Source organism: Peribacillus simplex, from assembly GCF_900156045.1.
Lineage (GTDB): Bacteria > Bacillota > Bacilli > Bacillales > DSM-1321 > Peribacillus > Peribacillus simplex_D.
Genome location: NZ_FTMX01000001.1, coordinates 961,392 through 979,874 on the forward strand (window position 1 = coordinate 961,392; position 18,483 = coordinate 979,874).

The 18,483-nt window shown below is 41.7% G+C and carries 23 protein-coding genes; 17 read left to right on the forward strand and 6 right to left on the reverse strand.

The features are described 5' to 3' along the window. Nucleotides 1–82 precede the first annotated feature (82 nt). The 3 genes from BW986_RS04560 to BW986_RS04570 all read left to right on the forward strand — a co-directional run bounded on the left by BW986_RS04560 (nt 83) and on the right by BW986_RS04570 (nt 2,541). Nucleotides 83–1,051 carry an MBL fold metallo-hydrolase gene (locus BW986_RS04560; protein WP_076365494.1) on the forward strand — a complete coding sequence of 323 codons (969 nt, stop codon included), beginning with the start codon at nt 83–85 and terminating at the stop codon, nt 1,049–1,051. Next, the gene (locus BW986_RS04565; RefSeq protein ID WP_076365495.1) at nt 1,051–1,866 is read left to right on the forward strand and encodes an SDR family NAD(P)-dependent oxidoreductase; all 816 of its coding nucleotides are present in this window, start codon (nt 1,051–1,053) and stop codon (nt 1,864–1,866) included. Before BW986_RS04560 ends, BW986_RS04565 begins: the two co-directional genes overlap by 1 nt. 159 nt (nt 1,867–2,025) lie before the next feature. Continuing rightward, complete coding sequence (locus tag BW986_RS04570) at nt 2,026–2,541, forward strand: DUF3221 domain-containing protein (protein WP_076365497.1); 516 nt, start codon at nt 2,026–2,028, stop codon at nt 2,539–2,541. Between the two features lie 82 nt (nt 2,542–2,623). Here BW986_RS04570 and BW986_RS04575 read toward each other — a convergent pair whose 3' ends face one another. After that, entirely contained in the window at nt 2,624–3,283 is a 660-nt protein-coding gene (locus BW986_RS04575) for a C40 family peptidase (RefSeq protein WP_076365499.1), read from the reverse strand. 411 nt (nt 3,284–3,694) lie between these two features. On the opposite strand from BW986_RS04575, the gene BW986_RS04580 reads away from it, so the two are divergent. The 3 genes from BW986_RS04580 to BW986_RS04595 all read left to right on the forward strand — a co-directional run bounded on the left by BW986_RS04580 (nt 3,695) and on the right by BW986_RS04595 (nt 5,847). Further along, nucleotides 3,695–4,954, forward strand: coding sequence for a Y-family DNA polymerase (locus BW986_RS04580; protein WP_076365501.1), 1,260 nt, complete (start codon nt 3,695–3,697; stop codon nt 4,952–4,954). 26 nt (nt 4,955–4,980) lie between these two features. Next, on the forward strand, nt 4,981–5,313 hold the full coding sequence (locus tag BW986_RS04585) for a YolD-like family protein (protein WP_076365503.1): 333 nt from the start codon (nt 4,981–4,983) through the stop codon (nt 5,311–5,313). 207 nt (nt 5,314–5,520) lie between these two features. Continuing rightward, nucleotides 5,521–5,847, forward strand: a complete 327-nt coding sequence (locus BW986_RS04595) for an iron-sulfur cluster biosynthesis family protein (RefSeq protein ID WP_076365507.1) — start codon at nt 5,521–5,523, stop codon at nt 5,845–5,847. Between the two features lie 36 nt (nt 5,848–5,883). On the opposite strand, the gene BW986_RS04600 is transcribed toward BW986_RS04595, so the two are convergent. Beyond that, nucleotides 5,884–6,783, reverse strand: coding sequence for an alpha/beta hydrolase (locus BW986_RS04600; protein ID WP_076365509.1), 900 nt, complete (start codon nt 6,781–6,783; stop codon nt 5,884–5,886). Nucleotides 6,784–6,913: 130 nt separating this feature from the next. On the opposite strand from BW986_RS04600, the gene BW986_RS04605 reads away from it, so the two are divergent. Both BW986_RS04605 and BW986_RS04610 read left to right on the forward strand, forming a co-directional pair. After that, on the forward strand, nt 6,914–7,174 hold the full coding sequence (locus BW986_RS04605) for a YqkE family protein (RefSeq protein WP_076365511.1): 261 nt from the start codon (nt 6,914–6,916) through the stop codon (nt 7,172–7,174). Nucleotides 7,175–7,334: 160 nt separating this feature from the next. Further along, complete coding sequence (locus BW986_RS04610) at nt 7,335–7,772, forward strand: MarR family winged helix-turn-helix transcriptional regulator (RefSeq protein ID WP_076365513.1); 438 nt, start codon at nt 7,335–7,337, stop codon at nt 7,770–7,772. A gap of 44 nt (nt 7,773–7,816) precedes the next feature. On the opposite strand, the gene BW986_RS04615 is transcribed toward BW986_RS04610, so the two are convergent. The 3 genes from BW986_RS04615 to mciZ form a co-directional block, all read right to left on the reverse strand. Beyond that, the gene (locus tag BW986_RS04615; protein ID WP_053535641.1) at nt 7,817–8,242 is read right to left on the reverse strand and encodes an Ohr family peroxiredoxin; all 426 of its coding nucleotides are present in this window, start codon (nt 8,240–8,242) and stop codon (nt 7,817–7,819) included. Nucleotides 8,243–8,485: 243 nt separating this feature from the next. Then, nucleotides 8,486–9,394: an aldo/keto reductase gene (locus BW986_RS04620; protein WP_076365515.1), complete on the reverse strand. Its 909-nt coding sequence runs from the start codon at nt 9,392–9,394 to the stop codon at nt 8,486–8,488. Between the two features lie 56 nt (nt 9,395–9,450). Continuing rightward, the gene (gene mciZ / locus BW986_RS04625) at nt 9,451–9,612 is read right to left on the reverse strand and encodes a Z-ring formation inhibitor MciZ (RefSeq protein ID WP_076365517.1); all 162 of its coding nucleotides are present in this window, start codon (nt 9,610–9,612) and stop codon (nt 9,451–9,453) included. Between the two features lie 75 nt (nt 9,613–9,687). On the opposite strand from mciZ, the gene BW986_RS04630 reads away from it, so the two are divergent. Then, nucleotides 9,688–10,239 (forward strand): NUDIX hydrolase, encoded by a 552-nt coding sequence (locus BW986_RS04630; RefSeq protein ID WP_076365519.1) that lies wholly within the window; start codon nt 9,688–9,690, stop codon nt 10,237–10,239. Beyond that, entirely contained in the window at nt 10,240–11,421 is a 1,182-nt protein-coding gene (locus tag BW986_RS04635) for an endonuclease Q family protein (RefSeq protein WP_076365521.1), read from the forward strand. It abuts the gene before it with no gap. Between the two features lie 36 nt (nt 11,422–11,457). On the opposite strand, the gene BW986_RS04640 is transcribed toward BW986_RS04635, so the two are convergent. Beyond that, entirely contained in the window at nt 11,458–12,021 is a 564-nt protein-coding gene (locus tag BW986_RS04640; protein WP_076365523.1) for a GNAT family N-acetyltransferase, read from the reverse strand. Nucleotides 12,022–12,160: 139 nt separating this feature from the next. Here BW986_RS04640 and spoIIM point away from each other — a divergent pair, with 139 nt between their 5' ends. The 7 genes from spoIIM (at nt 12,161) to BW986_RS04675 (ending at nt 18,360) form a co-directional block, all read left to right on the forward strand. Then, nucleotides 12,161–12,808 carry a stage II sporulation protein M gene (gene spoIIM, locus BW986_RS04645; RefSeq protein WP_034308157.1) on the forward strand — a complete coding sequence of 216 codons (648 nt, stop codon included), beginning with the start codon at nt 12,161–12,163 and terminating at the stop codon, nt 12,806–12,808. A gap of 119 nt (nt 12,809–12,927) precedes the next feature. Beyond that, on the forward strand, nt 12,928–13,377 hold the full coding sequence (gene fur, locus BW986_RS04650; RefSeq protein WP_034311309.1) for a ferric iron uptake transcriptional regulator: 450 nt from the start codon (nt 12,928–12,930) through the stop codon (nt 13,375–13,377). Between the two features lie 165 nt (nt 13,378–13,542). Further along, nucleotides 13,543–13,773 (forward strand): YqzK family protein, encoded by a 231-nt coding sequence (locus tag BW986_RS04655; RefSeq protein WP_370662551.1) that lies wholly within the window; start codon nt 13,543–13,545, stop codon nt 13,771–13,773. Nucleotides 13,774–13,778: 5 nt separating this feature from the next. Further along, nucleotides 13,779–14,672, forward strand: a complete 894-nt coding sequence (gene xerD / locus BW986_RS04660; protein ID WP_076365525.1) for a site-specific tyrosine recombinase XerD — start codon at nt 13,779–13,781, stop codon at nt 14,670–14,672. A gap of 301 nt (nt 14,673–14,973) precedes the next feature. Beyond that, entirely contained in the window at nt 14,974–16,176 is a 1,203-nt protein-coding gene (gene deoB, locus BW986_RS04665) for a phosphopentomutase (protein ID WP_076365527.1), read from the forward strand. Next, nucleotides 16,177–16,989, forward strand: coding sequence for a purine-nucleoside phosphorylase (locus BW986_RS04670; protein ID WP_076365529.1), 813 nt, complete (start codon nt 16,177–16,179; stop codon nt 16,987–16,989). It abuts the gene before it with no gap. A gap of 66 nt (nt 16,990–17,055) precedes the next feature. Next, on the forward strand, nt 17,056–18,360 hold the full coding sequence (locus BW986_RS04675; RefSeq protein ID WP_076365531.1) for a pyrimidine-nucleoside phosphorylase: 1,305 nt from the start codon (nt 17,056–17,058) through the stop codon (nt 18,358–18,360). The last annotated feature ends 123 nt before the right edge of the window (nt 18,361–18,483 follow it).

Consider the following 18,483-nt stretch of genomic DNA (forward strand, 5'->3'; position numbering starts at 1 on the left):
TATACATGTTAAGTGTACTAGGAATCCTGTTTAGCGTATAAAAAGATTTATATAAATATAATTTTCTAAGGTGGAAAAGATTATGGCGAATTGGAATGGAGATATTGCAAAACTTGCTTTGCCCACGCCGTTTGCAGTGGGTGATGTGAATGTTTATGTTGTTAAAGGGGATGCTTTAACGCTAATCGATACTGGAGTGAAAACAAAACGATCAAAGGAAGCCTTGACTAACGGGCTTGGGGATTTGGGTCTGAAACTGACTGATATCGAACAAATCATTTTAACCCATCATCATCCCGATCATGCTGGTGCACTAGATTTCTTTGAAAAGGAAATCCCCGTTTATGGACACAAAAACAATCAGCGCTGGCTGACTATCAGTGATGAATTCCTTGAAATCCATAATCGTTTTTTTCTTGATTATGCCACAAAGTTTGGAGTCGCAGAAGAGCTGAAAAATAAACTGATCCATAGCCGCGACGAAATCAGTTTCCTTAGTGAAAGGAAGCTTCATGGATATTTGGCTGAGGGAGATGAGCTCCCTGGTCTTCCAGGCTGGAAAGTGATTGAGACTCCAGGGCATGCGCAAAGCCATTTATCCTTTTACCGGGAAAGTGACGGTGTCATGATTGCAGGCGATCACTTGCTTGCCAAGATCTCACCTAATCCATTAATGGAACCACCTTTACTTCCCGGCGGCATAAGGCCTCGTCCGTTACTGCAATATAATGCATCACTTCAGAAATTATTGGATCTTTCCATTTCCACTGTTTACTCCGGACATGGATCTGAAGTGGAAGGAGATGCGGTTGCCGACTTGATTCAATATCGATTCGAGCGGCAGCATAACCGTGCCATGCAGGTGAAAAGCATGCTTCAAGATAGGCCTTTATCGGCCTTTGAAGTGTGTCAGCAGCTTTTTCCGAAAGTATACCTTCAGGAAGTGGGCCTGACACTTTCGGAAACGGTCGGTCAGCTGGACTATTTAGAAGACTTGGGTGAAGTCGAAACAGAAATCCAATCAGGCGTCATTCTGTATTCAATCGCTTAATGTACGCAAGGAGGCTCACTTTTTTGAATAAGTTGCAAGGCAAAGTCATTGTTATTACCGGTGCTTCCGGAGGGATTGGCAAGGAAGTTGCCATTCAAAGTGCAAGGCAGGGAGCCCGTCTCGTCCTCTTGGCCAGAAGCCTGGATAAATTACTGCAGCTAAAGAATGAACTGATCACCGAATATGGGATTGATGCATATGCCTATAAGCTTGATGTTGCAGATACTGATCAGGTGACAAATGTATTTAATGACATCCATGCGCAAATAGGAGAAGTGGATGTGTTGGTCAACAATGCTGGTTTCGGCACGTTTAAAGAAGCACAGGATACGGAATTGAATGAAACGAAAGCAATGTTTGCTGTCAACGTCATTGGATTAATGGCCTGCACAAAGCTGGTTCTTCCGTATATGAAGCAGAGAAAAGCGGGGCATATCATCAACATAGCTTCACAGGCCGGTAAAATCGCCACTCCTAAATCAACATTGTACTCTTCGACCAAGTTCGCGGTTCTTGGCTATTCAAACGCACTTCGGCTCGAGCTGATGGACGATCATGTGTTTGTGACCACCGTCAATCCTGGCCCCATTGAAACCAATTTCTTTAACATTGCGGATGAATCGGGTACATACTTAAAGAATGTTGAAAAATTCATGCTTAAGCCAGGAGATGTCGCTGCCAAAATCGTAGCGGCGATGCTGACCAATAAGAGGGAAATCAATCTACCTGGCTGGATGAATTTTGCTGGGAAATGGTATAACATGTTTCCAAAGATCACCGAAACATTAGGAAAAAAAGCATTTTTTAAAAAGTAGGCTAGACTTTCGATACGAAAAGGCGAAAGTCGGTCTAATAATAGGCAAAGGGGAATGTCGATGACATTCCCCTTTTTGAAATGACCAAAGGTTTCTTTTTTTAATAAATTGGTAACTATTTCATGGGGAATCCGTCTATTTCTAGTAGGAGGGATTTGTATGAAGATGATAGTGAACCTTTATATATCTGTATTCGTTGCCTTTATTCTGGGTAGCTGTCAATCCCCTGATGAATTTATTGATAAGGGGGAAGAAGGTTTCATTACGGATCTTGACGATAAAAGGATTTTGATTAAAGGGACGTATTATAAGGTGACCAATGATACATATATTCAAGATCAACATGGTAATGACCTCGAATATTCCGACCTGGAAATCGGAATGAAAGTGAAGCCATGGCACAGGGGCGGGGTGAAGAAATCATTTCCTGGGAAAGCGGAAGCGGAACTGATTCTTGTTTTGACGGATGAAAAAAGCTTAGCTGAACAAAGGGCGGTCACTGCTGCCCTCGATCATGTCAGCAAAGCGGAAAGCCAGCGGTTCATGGTTCTCGAAGTCGTCCATTTACCCTCAGAGCATGTTTATAATATCGAAATGATGAATCGTTCCAACTTAGACTCTTCTTTTTTGGTGACAGTAGAGGATTTAACGGATGAAATATTATATATAAAATAAAATAACCGGACTGAATCACTGTGGAATTCTGTCCGGTTGTTTTATGGGTATTCGCTCACAAGAATAGGCTCTTGTTCTGATTTTATAAAGTTTTCGCACCTAAATATTTTGGTTTCCAATAAGAATTATCCATATCCGTGATGGTTATTCCTTTAGAAGACGTAGCACTAATGAATTGACCATTTCCGATATAGATTCCAACATGGGATACACCTGTTCTTCCAGAAGAAGTATCAAAGAATACAAGATCACCCTTAGCTGGTGAAGATACTTTTAAACCTGTATTGGAATAGAGCAATGATGTTGTACGCGGTAAGGTAATTCCTTGCGATTTCTGGAATACATAATAGACGAAGCCTGAGCAGTCGAATCCAGTCGGTGTCGTCCCGCCCCATTTGTAAGGTTTGCCTATTAAGGTTTTTGCATAGCTTATCAGGCTTGTATTATTGACTTTATAAACACCAAGCGCATTAAATGTGCCCCGGCCGGCAATTCCATCGACAGTTAACCCTTTGGCTTTCTGGAATTTTTTTACTGCGGATACAGAATAGGTGCCGTAATATGTAGTCAGTGAACCTGAATATGTGAAATAACCTTTGGTTTTTAAAAGTTGTTGTAGTTGTTTGACATCGCTATGTGTCATTCCGGGTCTGAGGGTTTGATCTCCAATATTTGCAAAGGCTTGCAGTGGGGTTAGCATCATGGCAGATGCAACAGCAGCTGAAGCGATCCATTTCTTCATAATTTCCATTTCCTCTCTATCTATCTATAATTCTTAACAATATTATCCTACAATACCATTATGACAATTAGACATAATTTTGGTTACAGTTTCATTACAAAAAATGAGCAGTAAGACTGAATTATAAATAGACGAAAGCCTATTGAAAAGGGGGGACGAATTTTAAAAAAATGAGCATATGGATCCATTAAAAATTATTCAAGCTACTAACTGATTCTTTTTCTAAAAAACAATTTGGATATGTAGTTTAAATTTGGTATTTTATCCATTTTAAGTATCAATTATATTTTTCAAGGAAATTACAATAAAAAGTAGAAATTTGTATGAAAACTTCCATTGAATAAGAACGTATATTCGGTTAAAGTTATGAATATAATAAAAGCGAACGTATATTCTTGTTAGGGTGAAGAAATGATGGATTATGGGACGATGCCGAAACAATCAATTATGTGTATCGATATGAAAAGTTTTTATGCAAGCTGTTCAGCAGTCATGCTTGGTCTGGACCCGCTTGATTGTTATCTGGCGGTGGTTGGTGATTTGAAGAGGACAGGGAGCATTGTGCTCGCGGCTTCTCCAAAAATGAAGAAGGAATTTGGCATCAAGACAGGTTCGCGGATGTTTGAGATCCCGAATGATCCGAGGATTGTCGTCGTTGAACCTAAAATGGCGACCTATTTAAGGGTTTCGACGGAAATCACCCGCTTGTTCAACCGTTATGTGCCCAAAGAAGCGATTCACGTATATAGTGTGGACGAAAGTTTTGTGAAAGTCGATGGTGCCGCTTCTTTATGGGGAGATGCCCGGATGATAGCTGAAAAAATAAAGGATGAAATCGAACGCGAATTACAACTTCCTTGTGCAATTGGAATTGGACCGAACATGCTTATGGCAAAACTTTGCCTTGATTTGGATGCCAAACACAAAGGGATTGCAGAATGGAAGTATGAGGATGTGCCAAGCAAACTTTGGCCGATTTCCCCGCTTCGTGAAATGTGGGGGATCGGCAGGCGCGTTGAAAAAACCCTTCATGGAATGGGGATATTTACGGTTGGGCAGCTTGCCAATTATGATCTTGAATTACTTGAAGCGAAGTTTGGGATTATGGGCAATCAGCTTTACCACCATGCGTGGGGAATAGATTTATCCGATATGGGGGCAGCGATCATCGAAGGGCAGGTAAGCTTCGGCAAAAGTCAAATCCTGCTGCGGGATTATAAGGAGGCGCATGAGGTAAAGCAGGTCATGCTGGAAATTTGCGAAGAAGTTGGAAGAAGGGCACGCACCCATCGCAAGGCAGGAAGAACGGTGAGCCTAAGCATTGGTTACAGCAAGGATGAGTTTGGCGGAGGTTTCCATCGTTCGCGTTCGATTAGCGAACCGACCAACATTACGATGGAGTTATATAAAGTTTGCCTGGAGCTTTTTCATGAGAACTATAAGCAAAAAACAGTTCGGAGCATAGAGGTCAGACTCTCGAATATTGTGGATGATAACGAAATGCAGCTGACTTTATTCGATGCTTCGCGCTGGAAGAAGCGGGAATTGAGTTACACGGTTGATCGAATCCGCCATAAATATGGAGCCAAATCGTTATTGCGTGCCGTTTCGTATACGGAAGCGGGTACAGCCGTCTACCGAAGCAGGCTGCTTGGTGGGCATAAGGCGTAAGGGTGACTTTGAAGGGAGTGAAAAGAATGATTCGTGATCGCGGCCGTATCAAATGGACATCGATGATGTTACCGGAGCATGTGAAGATGCTGCGGGATTGGGTAGTGGAGGATGGCTATGAAACGAAGCGCATCCTGGATGAGCAGCAACTGGAAGAAATGAATGCCGTAATGGGGGAAGCGATGGAGGAAAGAAAGGATGTTACGATTGCTCATTATGAAGGAAACCGGTATCAGCTGTTAATCGGCAGGATCCATTATTATAATGAGCCCACCCAAAGGCTTCATATCGTTGATCGGTTTCAGCAGGTTCACTATATCAGGCTTTCCGATATAGCGGATGTAAGGATAATGGAATGATGAGCGGAAAGGCTGTGCCAAGGGACAGCCTTTCATTTTCGAAACGGCATCGTGATGAAAAGGATCACGTGGGCGTAAAAGAGAGTCGGCATTTGTTAGCACGGTTCGTGTGGCTGATCTTGCGAAAGGAAGCAGGCAGTTTTTTTAACAGGAGCGTTTTTATCGTTTATAATGGGGGAAAGGAAAGACATCGGGAGGCGTGCAATCATGTATATTGAATGGACGGAAACAGCGGCTGGGAAAATGGTCGATAAGGTAGAGGGACAAGAAGGATATTTACAATTGAAATATGATACTGATGGCTGTGGCTGCGTGGTAAGTGGTGTGACCGCGCTATGGTGGGTCAACGAACCTGAAGAAGGTACCGAAAAAGTGGAAACAAACGGGATTCCTCTATATGTGGAGAAATCAAAAATGATTTTTCTTGATGAGGTCATGAAAATAGACTTTATTCCGGAAGCGAACAGCTTTCAATTAAAAAGTCCGAATCAAATCTTAAATCCAAGGATGAGCTTTTTTAATAAAATCCAATGAAGCAAAGAGGGAATCTTGGATTCCCTCTCTTTCTTATCAGACAAGTTTTAGAAACTGATCGATTTGATCTTCATATTCTCTTGGATTTTCATTATAAGATTGAGCGTGGGCCCCCTTTTTAGCAATGTACAGCTGCTTTGGGCCCTCTTTTGCTGCATATAATTCCGCTGTCATGGAAGCGGGAATGAAACTATCATTTTCACTATGGATGAAGAGCACGGGGGTTCGGATATTTTTCATATAATCGATGGGTGACACTTCATTGGTCCAATACCCATCACGGAGTTTGATGAACGTACGCCCAAGCGGAAACACGGTCCAAGAGGGAAGTGGGACTACATGTTTAAGCTGGTGTTTGATCTGATCTTCGAAATTTGAAAATGGGCAGTCGGCAATGTAAAAATCAGCACCATCTTCAAGCATTCCGGCATATAAAAGCAGGGTTACAGCCCCCATGGATTCTCCATGAATGCCAATATGAAGGCCGGGACCTTTACGTCTTTTCAATTCATCGATTACGGCCTTCAGGTCGAATTTTTCATAATGTCCATAACTGCTCGTCTTGCCACCGGAATCCCCATGCCGGCGGTGGTCATAAATGATAGCATTGAAGCCCCGCTTAAGAAAAATATTCATGTACTTAATCGAATTGACTTTGTTCTCCGTGACACCATGAGAAATGACCACCCACTTATTGGTATCATGCGGTTCGATAAACAAGCATTTCAAGGAATATCCGGATGGTGACGATACCCAAATTTCCGTTTTAGGCAGATTATCAAAATCCTCCGTGATCAGGCGTTTAGCCATGATTTCACGATTCTGGATAAAATCATCTTCCTTCTTTTTCATATACATGATCCGATTGGAAAAATAAATGCCGACTCCGATGACATACGATAGGATTCCAGCCAGTGTAAACCACCATTTCTTCATGAGAGGTCCTCCTAGGTTGATTTTCTTTATTTTACCATGAGGGAAATGGGAAAACACTGTTTGAAAACCATGACGAGGAAAACGGCAGTCGTGATATAATAATTTCATAAATGGCCAGGAGGTTTTAAGGGTGAAAAAGAAACAGCAGCGAAATCAAAATCAAAGCAAAAACCAAGATAAAGATTCATCTTCATTGAAACTTGGTGATATGATCAATCAAGATATCATGTCACAGCTTCGTCAAAAGCAAAAGGAACTTAATGAGGCTGAACAAGAAAAAAGGGCAGAGGAAGAAGAAAAAAAACGCGAAGAAAGAAAGCGGCGGGAGAAGAATAAATCATTCGAAGAACTATTGGGCGAAAGCAACCTGAACTGGAAGAACTATAAATGAAGAACAGGGAGCAGTTTTAGTTTAAGAGGGCTGGCTCCCTTTTCCCGTTCAGGAGACCATTCCTTGCCGATATTCCTTTATTTTATAAAGTATAACGATTATATTAAAGATAAGTTCGATATGCTTTCATATCGGATGGACTAAATTAGCTGGTGATAGGATGCAAAGAAAAATAGAAAAAGTACTGGAAGACCAATTATGTTTCCTGCTTTATGCAAGTTCAAGGGAAATGACGAAGAAATATAAACCGCTGCTTGATAAACTCGAAGTGACATATCCTCAATATCTTGTTCTTCTTCTATTATGGGAACAGGATACACTTACGGTAAAAAAACTAGGGGAGCTCCTTGCCCTCGACTCAGGAACGCTTACCCCCATGTTGAAACGAATGGAGCAGAATGGCTTGATTGTCCGTGAACGTTCGTCTGAGGATGAACGGTCTGTCATGATTAAGTTGACGGAAAAGGGACTTGGTTTACAGGAAGAGGCCTGTTTCATTCCAGATCGCATTTCGGCAATGTCGGGTGATGATAAGAAGGTGGTTGAGGATTTAAAAGCTTCGCTGCTCCAACTATTGAAAACATTACAGGAATTTTAGCAAAGAAAAGACGCATGGTGATCCCAAGCGTCTTTTTGTCGGATTTAATCTACATCTATTTCAAAGGCGACGTCCACATTGCCATTGATTGCTTTTGAATAAGGACACATTTGATGCGCTTTATGAACAAGGGTTTCGAATGTCTCCTTGTCGACCCCGGACCCCTTCACGGCCAAAGTTACTGCCAAGCTGTACTGATGCATCTCACCCATCAAAAGACTGACGCTTGCGGTGACTTTGGAATCGAAAGAAACGCGTTCAATTTTACCAACTGATTGCAAAGCACTATCAAAACATGCAGCATATCCAGCAGCAAAAAGCTGTTCCGGATTAGATGCTTCAGGCATCTGTTTAGCCCTAGGTGTCCCAGGCATCGCAATATCAACCGTGAAGTTGCCGTCAGCAGAAATTGCCGTTCCTTCTCTTCCGCCATCAACTGTTACAGACGTTGTAAATAATGTTTTTGTCATCATTTTTTCTCCCTTAACTTCTTTTTATTTTAAATTGTGCACAATTGAATTGTACAATATTAAATTTGAAATGTCCAATGGAAAAGTAAAAACTTTGGTATGAAGTTAAATTGGTTGGAAAGGGATTAGACTGAGGGGAAACTTGAAAGTGGTATAGAAGCTAAAAAAAATGAAGGAATGGAAAAAGGCTGCCTATCACGTTGGTTAAACGGAGATAGTGCAGCCTAAATAGTTCTATTTTTTTTACTCCCGGTGACTTTCATATTTGTTCGCTTTGGTCAACCGCTTCAAGATATCCAGCTCGGTTTTGGACAGTGAAGGGCTGTTAGCGGCCTGGCAGTTCTCGCGGAGCTGCTGTACTGAGCTTGCTCCTGGTACAACGGTAGCGACGCTTTGATGTGACAATACATATTGAAGTGCCGTTTCATTCAACTTCCTATCAGAAAGTTTGTCCTTTATTTGCGGAAGCAAATCTTTAAGTTCGTGATAGCTATAGTCAAGGTATCTATCCTCATTTGCCTTTTCAAGCATTTTTTCGCTGAGCAGCCCTTTGGCAAGGGGGCCGCGGGCGATAATGCTGATCTGTTTATTGGCCAAAAGGGACAGCCACTCTTCTGGGCGGCGGTCGAGTAGATTAAACTGCATCATCACGGAATCAAGCTCAGACTTTTCAGTGAATTCCTTGATTACATTCGGACGAATCGAGGAAATTCCATAATGTCGGATATAGCCTTCTTTTTTCAAATCTTCAAATGCTTCTACCGTTTCCCCGATATTGTCTGAAATGGTGCCGCCATGTAATTGATAAAGATCAATATAATCAGTACCCAATCGCTTTAAGCTATCTTTTACTGCCGTTTTAATATAAGCGCCAGACGGATCCCAGCTCCAGGAATCTTTATTTTCATTCCAGCGGTTTCCGACCTTGGTGGCTATGTATACCTTATCGCGGACCGATTTTAAATTCTTTCCGACGATTTCTTCATTCATTCCGAAATCATATAAGTCAGCAGTATCAAAATAGTTGATTCCTTCATCTAAAGCGGCCTGTATGATTTCGGATGCTTGATTTTCAACAGTCCCCAATGACATGCAGCCGAGCCCGATTTCAGAAACTAGCAAGTCAGAATTTCCTAGTCTGCGTTTTTTCATGTTATCCACTCCCTTTACATTCATTGTAAAGGAGAAATCCATTTCACTCAAAGAATTCACTTGATCCGTTTTAAAGGAGTGGGCGGCACCTGATCATGTATGTCGGCAATCCAATCATTGATATAGACATATTGATTTTGTAATTGTTTTAGTTTTTGAAGGATTTCCCAACTCTTTCCGGATAAAGTAACGCTTTTTTCCAATACGTAAACTTTCATTAAATCGCCCTCCATCTCTATTATGGTAAAATGTATGAGGAATCATGCTGCAATTAGAACAGAGGAGTGGTCAGGATGAAAAAATTTGAAGAAAAAACGCTGTATTCGAAAAAAATCTTCACGGGAAAGGTAATCAGCCTGCAAGTGGATGATGTAGAGCTTCCAGATGGGAAAACGGGCAAACGTGAAATAATCAAACATCCGGGGGCGGTTGCCATCATAGCTCTCACGGCAGACAATAAAATCATCATGGTTGAGCAGTACCGTAAAGCGCTGGAGAGGAGCTTGGTGGAAATTCCTGCAGGAAAGCTGGAAGTAGGCGAAGAGCCGGTTCTGTCGGCTAAACGGGAGCTGGAAGAGGAGACAGGTTATGAATGTGAAAAAATGGAGCACATCATATCCTTCTATACATCCCCAGGTTTCGCCGATGAATTGGTCCACCTGTATGTGGCCCACAATTTGAAAAAGAAAGAAAATGCGGCCCCACTGGATGAAGATGAATTTGTCGAGATGCTTGAACTCACATTGGAGGAAGCTCAAACTTATATGGATGAAGGGAAAATCCAGGATGCCAAAACGGCATATGCAGTTCAGTATCTGCAGTTGAAAAAGGCGATGACATCATAAATGAAGGAATTTTATGCTGACCTGCATATCCATATAGGCAGAACGAGAAGCGGAAGGGCAGTGAAAATAACAGGTGCTAAAACGTTAACCTTCAGCAAAGTGCTGCAAGTGGCAAGTGAAAGGAAGGGCCTTGATCTAATCGGGATAATCGATTGCCATTCTCCTGAAATAATCGAAGAGATCGAAGCGGGGATTCTTGATGGCGAAATCATGGAAAAGATTAAAGGCGGACTTCAATACAAGAATACAACCATCATTCCAGGCACGGAGATTGAAATATATGATCAGAATTGTAATGGACCGATCCATGTCCTCGCCTATTTTCCCACTTTAAAAGCGATGAAGGAATTCTCCTCATGGATGAGCGGACATGTTAAAAATATCACCTTGAGCTCCCAAAGGATTTATTGTGATGGAAGAACGCTGCAAAAGATCGTGAAGTCACTGGGCGGCCTGTTTATCCCGGCACATGTTTTTACCCCATTTAAAAGCTTATATGGGAAAGGGGTGCGATCCAGTCTGACAGAAGTATTCGATCCGAAGCTAATTGATGCGATCGAACTCGGTTTAAGTTCAGATACAGAAATGGTCAAGGATATCGAGGAGTTGGACTCCTATGTATTCGTGACAAATTCCGATGCCCATTCGCTTGGGAAAATCGCCCGTGAATATCAAAAAGTTCTGCTTGAAGAACCAAGTTTCTATGAGCTGGCAAAAGCCCTTAAAGAAAAAGGGAATCGTAAGGTGGCCGTTAATTATGGATTGAACCCCTTATTGGGAAAGTATCATCAAACCGTATGTTCAGGGTGTTTACACCAGGTATTGAGGGATGATGAACAATGTCCCGAGTGTGGTAATAAATCCATTATTAAAGGGGTATCGTCCAGGATCGAAGAACTCTCCGTTTCCGAGTTGGACGGAAGAAATGGAAGGGAAAGGCCGCCATATATCCATCAAGTGCCACTCGATTTCATCCCAGGACTCGGACCTAAATCCATGGAAAAACTGCTGGCGGCATTTGGAACTGAGATGAATATCCTTCATGAAGTTACGCTTGAACAGCTTATGGAAATCGTTCCTGAAAAATTGGCGTGCTACATCGATTCTGCCAGAAAAGGGACGCTTTCTTTTGAAGTGGGGGGCGGAGGAAAGTACGGAAAGGTCAAAAAGGAATTAACCTGAAAAAAGTCCTGACAGATGAGATCTGTCAGGACTTTTTTAGTTTGTTGTTTTTGCATAAATGGAAGTGTCCCGCACTTCCTTGCCGTCTGCACTAAGGCAGTCATTAAGCAAAATACCTTCAAGTGTATATCCCAGCCTCTCGGGAATCTGTTTGCTGGCAATATTATTAGGGTCACAGCGGATTTCGACTCGTTTTGCGCCATAATGGTAAAAGGCAAATTTAGTTAACTTTTCCACCGCCTCGGTTATGTAGCCTAGTTTACTGTATCTCGTATCAATCCAATAGCCAATCTCGAATTTAGGGATATCCCAGTTAATTCGGTGCAGACCCGTGGAGCCGATGAATTGATCGTCTTCTTTCCTATAAATATGGAGTCTGATATCCTCTTTTAAAATAAAGTCCGCAAAGGACTTAAGGACGTTCTGTTCAGAAGTTTCCAAAGAAATATCTTGATGTGCAAACGGCAGCCACTGTTTCAATTCAGGTTTAGAATGGACAATGGCTTCGTAAAGGTCCAGGCCGTCGCCAGGCTGACAAGATCTTAGATATAATCGTGGGGTTTCAATTTTTTCGGGAAAATCCATTAATATAGCTTTCATATCCTGCCTCCATATCATTGATATGGAAAATTATAACACAAATTAGGTTAAAGCCGTTCGGCTGATGGGGAAAGTTTTCTTAGCATAAATGAGAGAGTGAAAACATAGATTCTAGTAAGCGGAGTTGGGAGGATGAAAGATGAAAAAAAAATCTGTCGTACAAAATGCCGTAATGAAACATATTAACGAACATTCCTCATTATATGTCTTTATCACTGTGCTTTTTTTGATGGGTGTCATTTTTGGGGCAATATTGGTGAATAGTTTGAGCTTTACCCAAAAGGAAGACTTGTTCTATTATTTATCGCAATTTTTCGGACAAGTATCCAAGGGTGAATTTGCATCTTCGCATGATATGTTCAGCCAAAGTATTATGCATAATATAAAATATATCGGGGTCATCTGGATTCTCGGAATATCGGTCATCGGTTTGCCTGTCATCCTGGTTTTGTTATTTATTAAAGGGATGGTTGTTGGATTTACAGTCGGCTTTTTAGTCAATCAAATGGGATGGAGCGGGTTCTTATTATCGTTTGTCGCCATTCTGCCCCAAAATATATTTATCGTCCCGATATTCATCGTCATAACCGTCCTTGCGGTCTCACTATCAATGAAAATGATCAGCCGGATTTTCCTAAAGCAGGTTCGTGAACCGCTGAAGCCGATAATTTCACGATATATTTTCTCATTGGTTTTGTCGGGGTTATTTTTGATTACGGCTGCTGCGTTTGAAGCGTACCTATCCCCTTCTTTAATGAAAAATGTCGTAAGTTTATTGGGTCATTGATGGAAATATACCGTTCCCGCAAATTTTTTTATCATTAACAAGAAATCTATTTTGACAGTTTTCCCTCTTTTGATATAATGGATAGGATAGCGGCGCGGGAGGGAATATTAGGTATGGAAATAGAAAACAGAATTGATAGGATAAAAAAGCAGTTACACTCGTCCAGCTACAAATTAACGCCTCAGCGAGAAGCGACCGTCCGCGTTTTACTTGAGCATGAAGAGGATCATTTAAGCGCAGAAGACGTTTACCTCCTTGTCAAAGAAAAGTCGCCGGAAATTGGATTGGCAACAGTTTACCGTACGCTAGAGTTGCTGACTGAATTGAAGATAGTAGATAAAATTAACTTTGGAGACGGGGTTTCCCGTTATGATTTAAGACAAGAGGGAGCTGCGCATTTCCATCATCATCTTGTTTGTGTGGAATGTGGTGCGGTAGATGAGATCCAGGAAGACCTACTTGAAGACGTAGAAGACATTGTGGAACGCGACTGGAACTTCAAGATTAAAGACCATAGATTAACCTTTCATGGCATTTGTCATCGGTGTCATGACAAAGAAGAAAATTAAGGTGAATGAAGTCGGACCTTTTCCATTTAATGGAGAAGGTTTTCTGCATTTTAAAAACCCATTTTCTTAAGGAAGAGCTGTTTTTGTTTTCTCCTTTCCGAAACACGTATAAAACTTGTCCTGTTGGGCATAGATTGATACAAAGGATCGAATGGGAGGGGAAAGATGATGAAAACATCATTATCGCTTGTTTTGCACACGGCTAAAGTGATGGTTCTCTTTGTTAGCTTCACTGTTCTTTTTTATATAGGAATGGTATGGTTAAATCAAGAATATCAAAGTTATCATCGTTATGATGAACCGAAAGGCATGGCCGTAAAAGTATCAAAGGCTGTTGATACGGGTGATGATGCATGGCTTGAACGCTTAATGTTGTTTTATTTAAACGGGGAGTAATGAATATGGAGAATCAAATTAGGGATTTCATTCATTTTTTAACCATTGAAAAAGGACTTGCCAAGAATACGCTCGTCTCGTATGAGCGTGACTTAAGATCATATTGGAGCTATCTGAAAGATGTTGAAGCCATTGAAACTTGGAATGATTCACGGCGGGTGAACATCCTGCATTTTCTCGTGCATTTGAAGGATCAAGGGAAATCATCGAAGACGGTGGCACGTCATATAGCTTCCATTCGGTCTTTTCATCAATTTCTTCTAAGGGAAAAAGTAACCGAGCAGGATCCGTCTATACATATAGAAACGCCAAAACCGGAACGAAACCTTCCAAAGGTATTAAGCATGGAAGAGGTTGAAGCACTATTGGAAGCCCCGAAGAAAATGGATGAATTCGGTTTACGCGATAAGGCGATGCTAGAACTGATGTATGCGACGGGTATGCGTGTCAGTGAGTTGATATCCATGGATGTGAGTGATGTCCATGCATCGATGGGTTTTGTCCGATGCGTAGGGAAAGGAAATAAAGAGAGAATCATTCCGATTGGACAAACCGCATTGGGTGCGATTGAACATTATATGGAAAGTTCCCGGGGGAAAATGGCCAGTCCCAAGCACAGGACAGATTCACTTTTTTTGAATCATCATGGAAACAGGCTGACAAGGCAGGGATTTTGGAAGATTCTAAAAAAACTTGTAAAATCGGCACAAATTGAAAAAGAAATTACACCTCATACACTAAGACATTCTTTTGCGACACATCTATTGATGAATGGGGCTGATTTACGTGCCGTCCAAGAAATGCTTGGTCATGCGGATATTTCGACAACTCAAATTTATACACATATAACGAACGTACGGATCAAGGATGTATATTCAAAATTCCATCCGCGAGCTTAAAAGAATAGTAGAATGATAGAAAAGGTTGTGAGTTTAACTGCGAGGCAGTTGGAGGAGCAGCCTTTTTTCTTCGTTTTCACTTGACTGCTATAAGGGCTGCAAATGATTCCAACGTGCATCTTGGGGCACTTTGTTTCATTCCGAAATATATTATTTGTCTCCATCATGGTAATCGTTTACAATGTAGAGAGGTCAGACTTCTGACGTTCTCGCGATTTCATTTAAATGAAGAGTAACTGAGCAGAATAAGGGTATTATAGAGAGTATAAAAAGTGATTTACTATTTTAGGAGGAATGACTCATGAAAGGGAATTCAGCATTTAAACGAATATTTGTAATAGTTATGGATTCAGTTGGGATTGGTGAAGCACCTGATGCAGATTTATTCGGCGATAAAGGGGCGGATACACTTGGCCATATCGCAGAAAGAATGAATGGATTGAACATGCCGACACTCGCAAAATTGGGTTTAGGCAATATCCGTGAAATCAAGGGGATTGATAAAGCTCAGCAACCTCTCGCATACTATACGAAAATGAAGGAAGCCTCCACAGGTAAAGATACGATGACTGGACATTGGGAAATCATGGGATTGAATATATCGACTCCATTCCGTGTATTTCCGGATGGTTTCCCGGAATTATTAGTCAATGAGCTCGAGGCGAAGATGGGTCGGGGAATTATTGGGAACGTCCCGGCAAGCGGCACGGAAATTATCGAAAGGCTTGGCGAGGAACATATGAAAACGGGTGCGCTGATCGTTTATACATCAGCTGATTCCGTATTGCAGATTGCTGCACATGAAGATATCGTCCCGATAGACGAATTATACAAGATTTGTGAAATTGCCCGTGAGGTGACAATGGCTGATGAGTTCAAGGTTGGACGCGTGATTGCCAGACCGTTCACAGGTGAACCAGGCAGCTTTAAAAGAACGTCTAATCGTCATGATTATGCGTTGAAGCCTTTTAACCGGACGGTAATGGATGAATTGAAAGATTCTGGATATGATGTGCTCGCAATCGGGAAAATCTCTGATATCTTTGATGGGGAGGGCGTCACTGAATCATTGAGGACAGTATCCAATATGGATGGAATGGATAAATTAATCCAAACGGTAGAACAGGATTTCAAAGGGTTAAGTTTCCTTAACCTAGTCGACTTCGATGCTTTATACGGTCACCGCCGCGATCCAGAGGGATACGGAAAGGCATTGGAAGAATTCGATGCTCGGATGCCGGAAGTCCTTGATAAACTGAATGAGGATGATTTATTGATCATCACTGCCGATCACGGGAATGATCCAGTCCATGAAGGAACCGATCACACACGTGAATATGTTCCATTATTAGTTTATTCAAAACGATTTATGGAAGGTGCCGAACTCCCGATAAGAGATACATTTGCTGATATTGGGGCGACGGTCGCTACTAATTTTGATGTAAAAATGCCTGCCTTTGGAAAAAATATATTGGGCGATTTAAATTTAGGGGAGATTAAATAGATGTTTAATAAAATAGAGACTGCTGCGTCATTTATAAAAAGTAAAATTGAAGGCACTCCGGAGATAGGACTGATTCTTGGTTCCGGGCTTGGTGTATTGGCGGATGAAATTGAAAATCCGATGACTATTCCATATCACGAAATCCCGGAATTCCCGGTATCGACTGTTGAGGGACACGCTGGACAGCTTGTCATTGGACAATTAAGTGGCAAAAAAGTTGTAGCCATGCAAGGACGTTTCCACTTTTATGAGGGTTATTCTATGGAGAAGGTCACTTTTCCTGTACGTGTAATGAAACTACTTGGCGTTGAGCAATTAATTGTAACAAATGCTGCGGGAAGCGTTAATGAAAGCTATGAACCAGGTGATTTGATGCTCATTACGGATCATATTAATTTGATGGGGGCAAATCCATTGATTGGTCCTAATGAAGAGCGTTTCGGCCCTAGATTCCCTGATATGTCGGAGGCTTATAATAAAGACCTTCGGACGCAGGCAAAAAAAATAGCAGCTTCACTAGGATTGGATATTAAAGAAGGTGTCTATATCGGAAATACAGGACCGACCTATGAGACACCGGCAGAAGTGAAAATGGCAAGGATCCTTGGCGGGGATGCAGTTGGTATGTCGACAGTTCCGGAAGTTATCGTAGCTAGGCATAGTGGTATGAAGGTGCTCGGAATTTCATGCCTTACAAATATGGCCGCAGGTATTCTTGATCAGCCATTGTCTCATGAAGAGGTTATTGAAACGACTGAAAAAGTGAAAAGCAGTTTTCTTGAATTTGTTAAGCAGATCGTTAAAGACATATAAAACGAACAAAAAAATACAAGTACACCTAAAGAGATGCGGTGTCTTTGAAAAAGTGGGGATTCCAATATGAGAATGGTAGATTTAATTGAGAAAAAGCGTGATGGAAAGGCGCTTACTACGGAAGAAATACAGTTCATCATCAAAGGGTTTACCGATGGATCGATTCCGGATTACCAAATGAGCGCTTGGTCAATGGCAGTTTATTTCAAAGGCATGAATGAGCAGGAACGTGCAGATCTAACCATGGCAATGGTCGAATCAGGAGATCAAATTGATTTATCGATGATTGAAGGAATTAAGGTCGATAAACATTCAACAGGCGGTGTTGGTGATACCACAACTCTAGTGCTTGGACCATTGGTTGCTGCTGTAGGTGTTCCAGTGGCAAAGATGTCAGGACGCGGTCTTGGTCATACAGGCGGAACGATCGATAAGTTGGAGTCTGTAAAAGGATTTCATGTCGAAATAGAAAATGACGAGTTCATTCGACTTGTTAATAAAAATAAGATAGCTGTCATTGGACAAAGTGGTAACCTGACTCCAGCCGACAAAAAGTTATATGCATTGCGCGATGTTACGGCTACCGTTAACAGTATCGGTTTGATTGCTGGCTCGATCATGAGTAAGAAAATCGCCGCTGGTGCTGATGCAATCGTACTTGATGTTAAAACGGGAGCGGGCGCTTTCATGAAAACTCTCGAAGATTCCGAAGAGTTGGCGCATGCAATGGTTAGCATTGGAAACAATGTGGGACGAAACACGATGGCAGTCATTTCCGATATGAGCCAACCGTTGGGTTACGCAATTGGAAATGCTTTAGAAGTGAAGGAAGCCATCGATACGCTTAAAGGAGAGGGACCGGAAGATTTAACGGAACTTTCTTTAACACTAGGAAGCCATATGGTATACCTTGCCAAAAAGGCAAGCTCGCTGGAAGAAGCAAGAACCTTGCTGGAAAATGCGATTAAGGATGGTTCTGCACTTAACTCATTCAAGGTTTTCCTAGAAGCGCAGGGAGGCGATGGTTCGGTTGTGGATCAGCCGGAAAAACTACCGCAGGCTGCTCATACTTTCGAGCTGGAAGCGAAAGAGGACGGATATGTATCGGAAATCATCGCTGATGAAGTAGGAACGGCAGCCATGCTTTTAGGCGCCGGGCGGGCAACAAAAGAATCAGAGATTGATTTGGCAGTCGGACTGGTACTTCGTAAAAAAATCGGGGAAACCGTGGCAAAAGGTGAATCCCTAGTGACGATTTACAGCAATTTTGAAGATGTTTCAAAGGTAAAAGAAAAATTGTATGAAAGCATTGCGATTTCAAAAGAGAAAATAGAAAAACCTACATTGATTTATAAAGAAATCATGGAATAAACGTAAAATGGCCGCTATTGAGCGGCTTTTTACGTTCATCCCATTGAATGTTAAAAGAGGATGCCCATGCGCATCCTCTTTTAATTTGGTTCACTTTGTTACCCTATATCCAGTATATGTTTC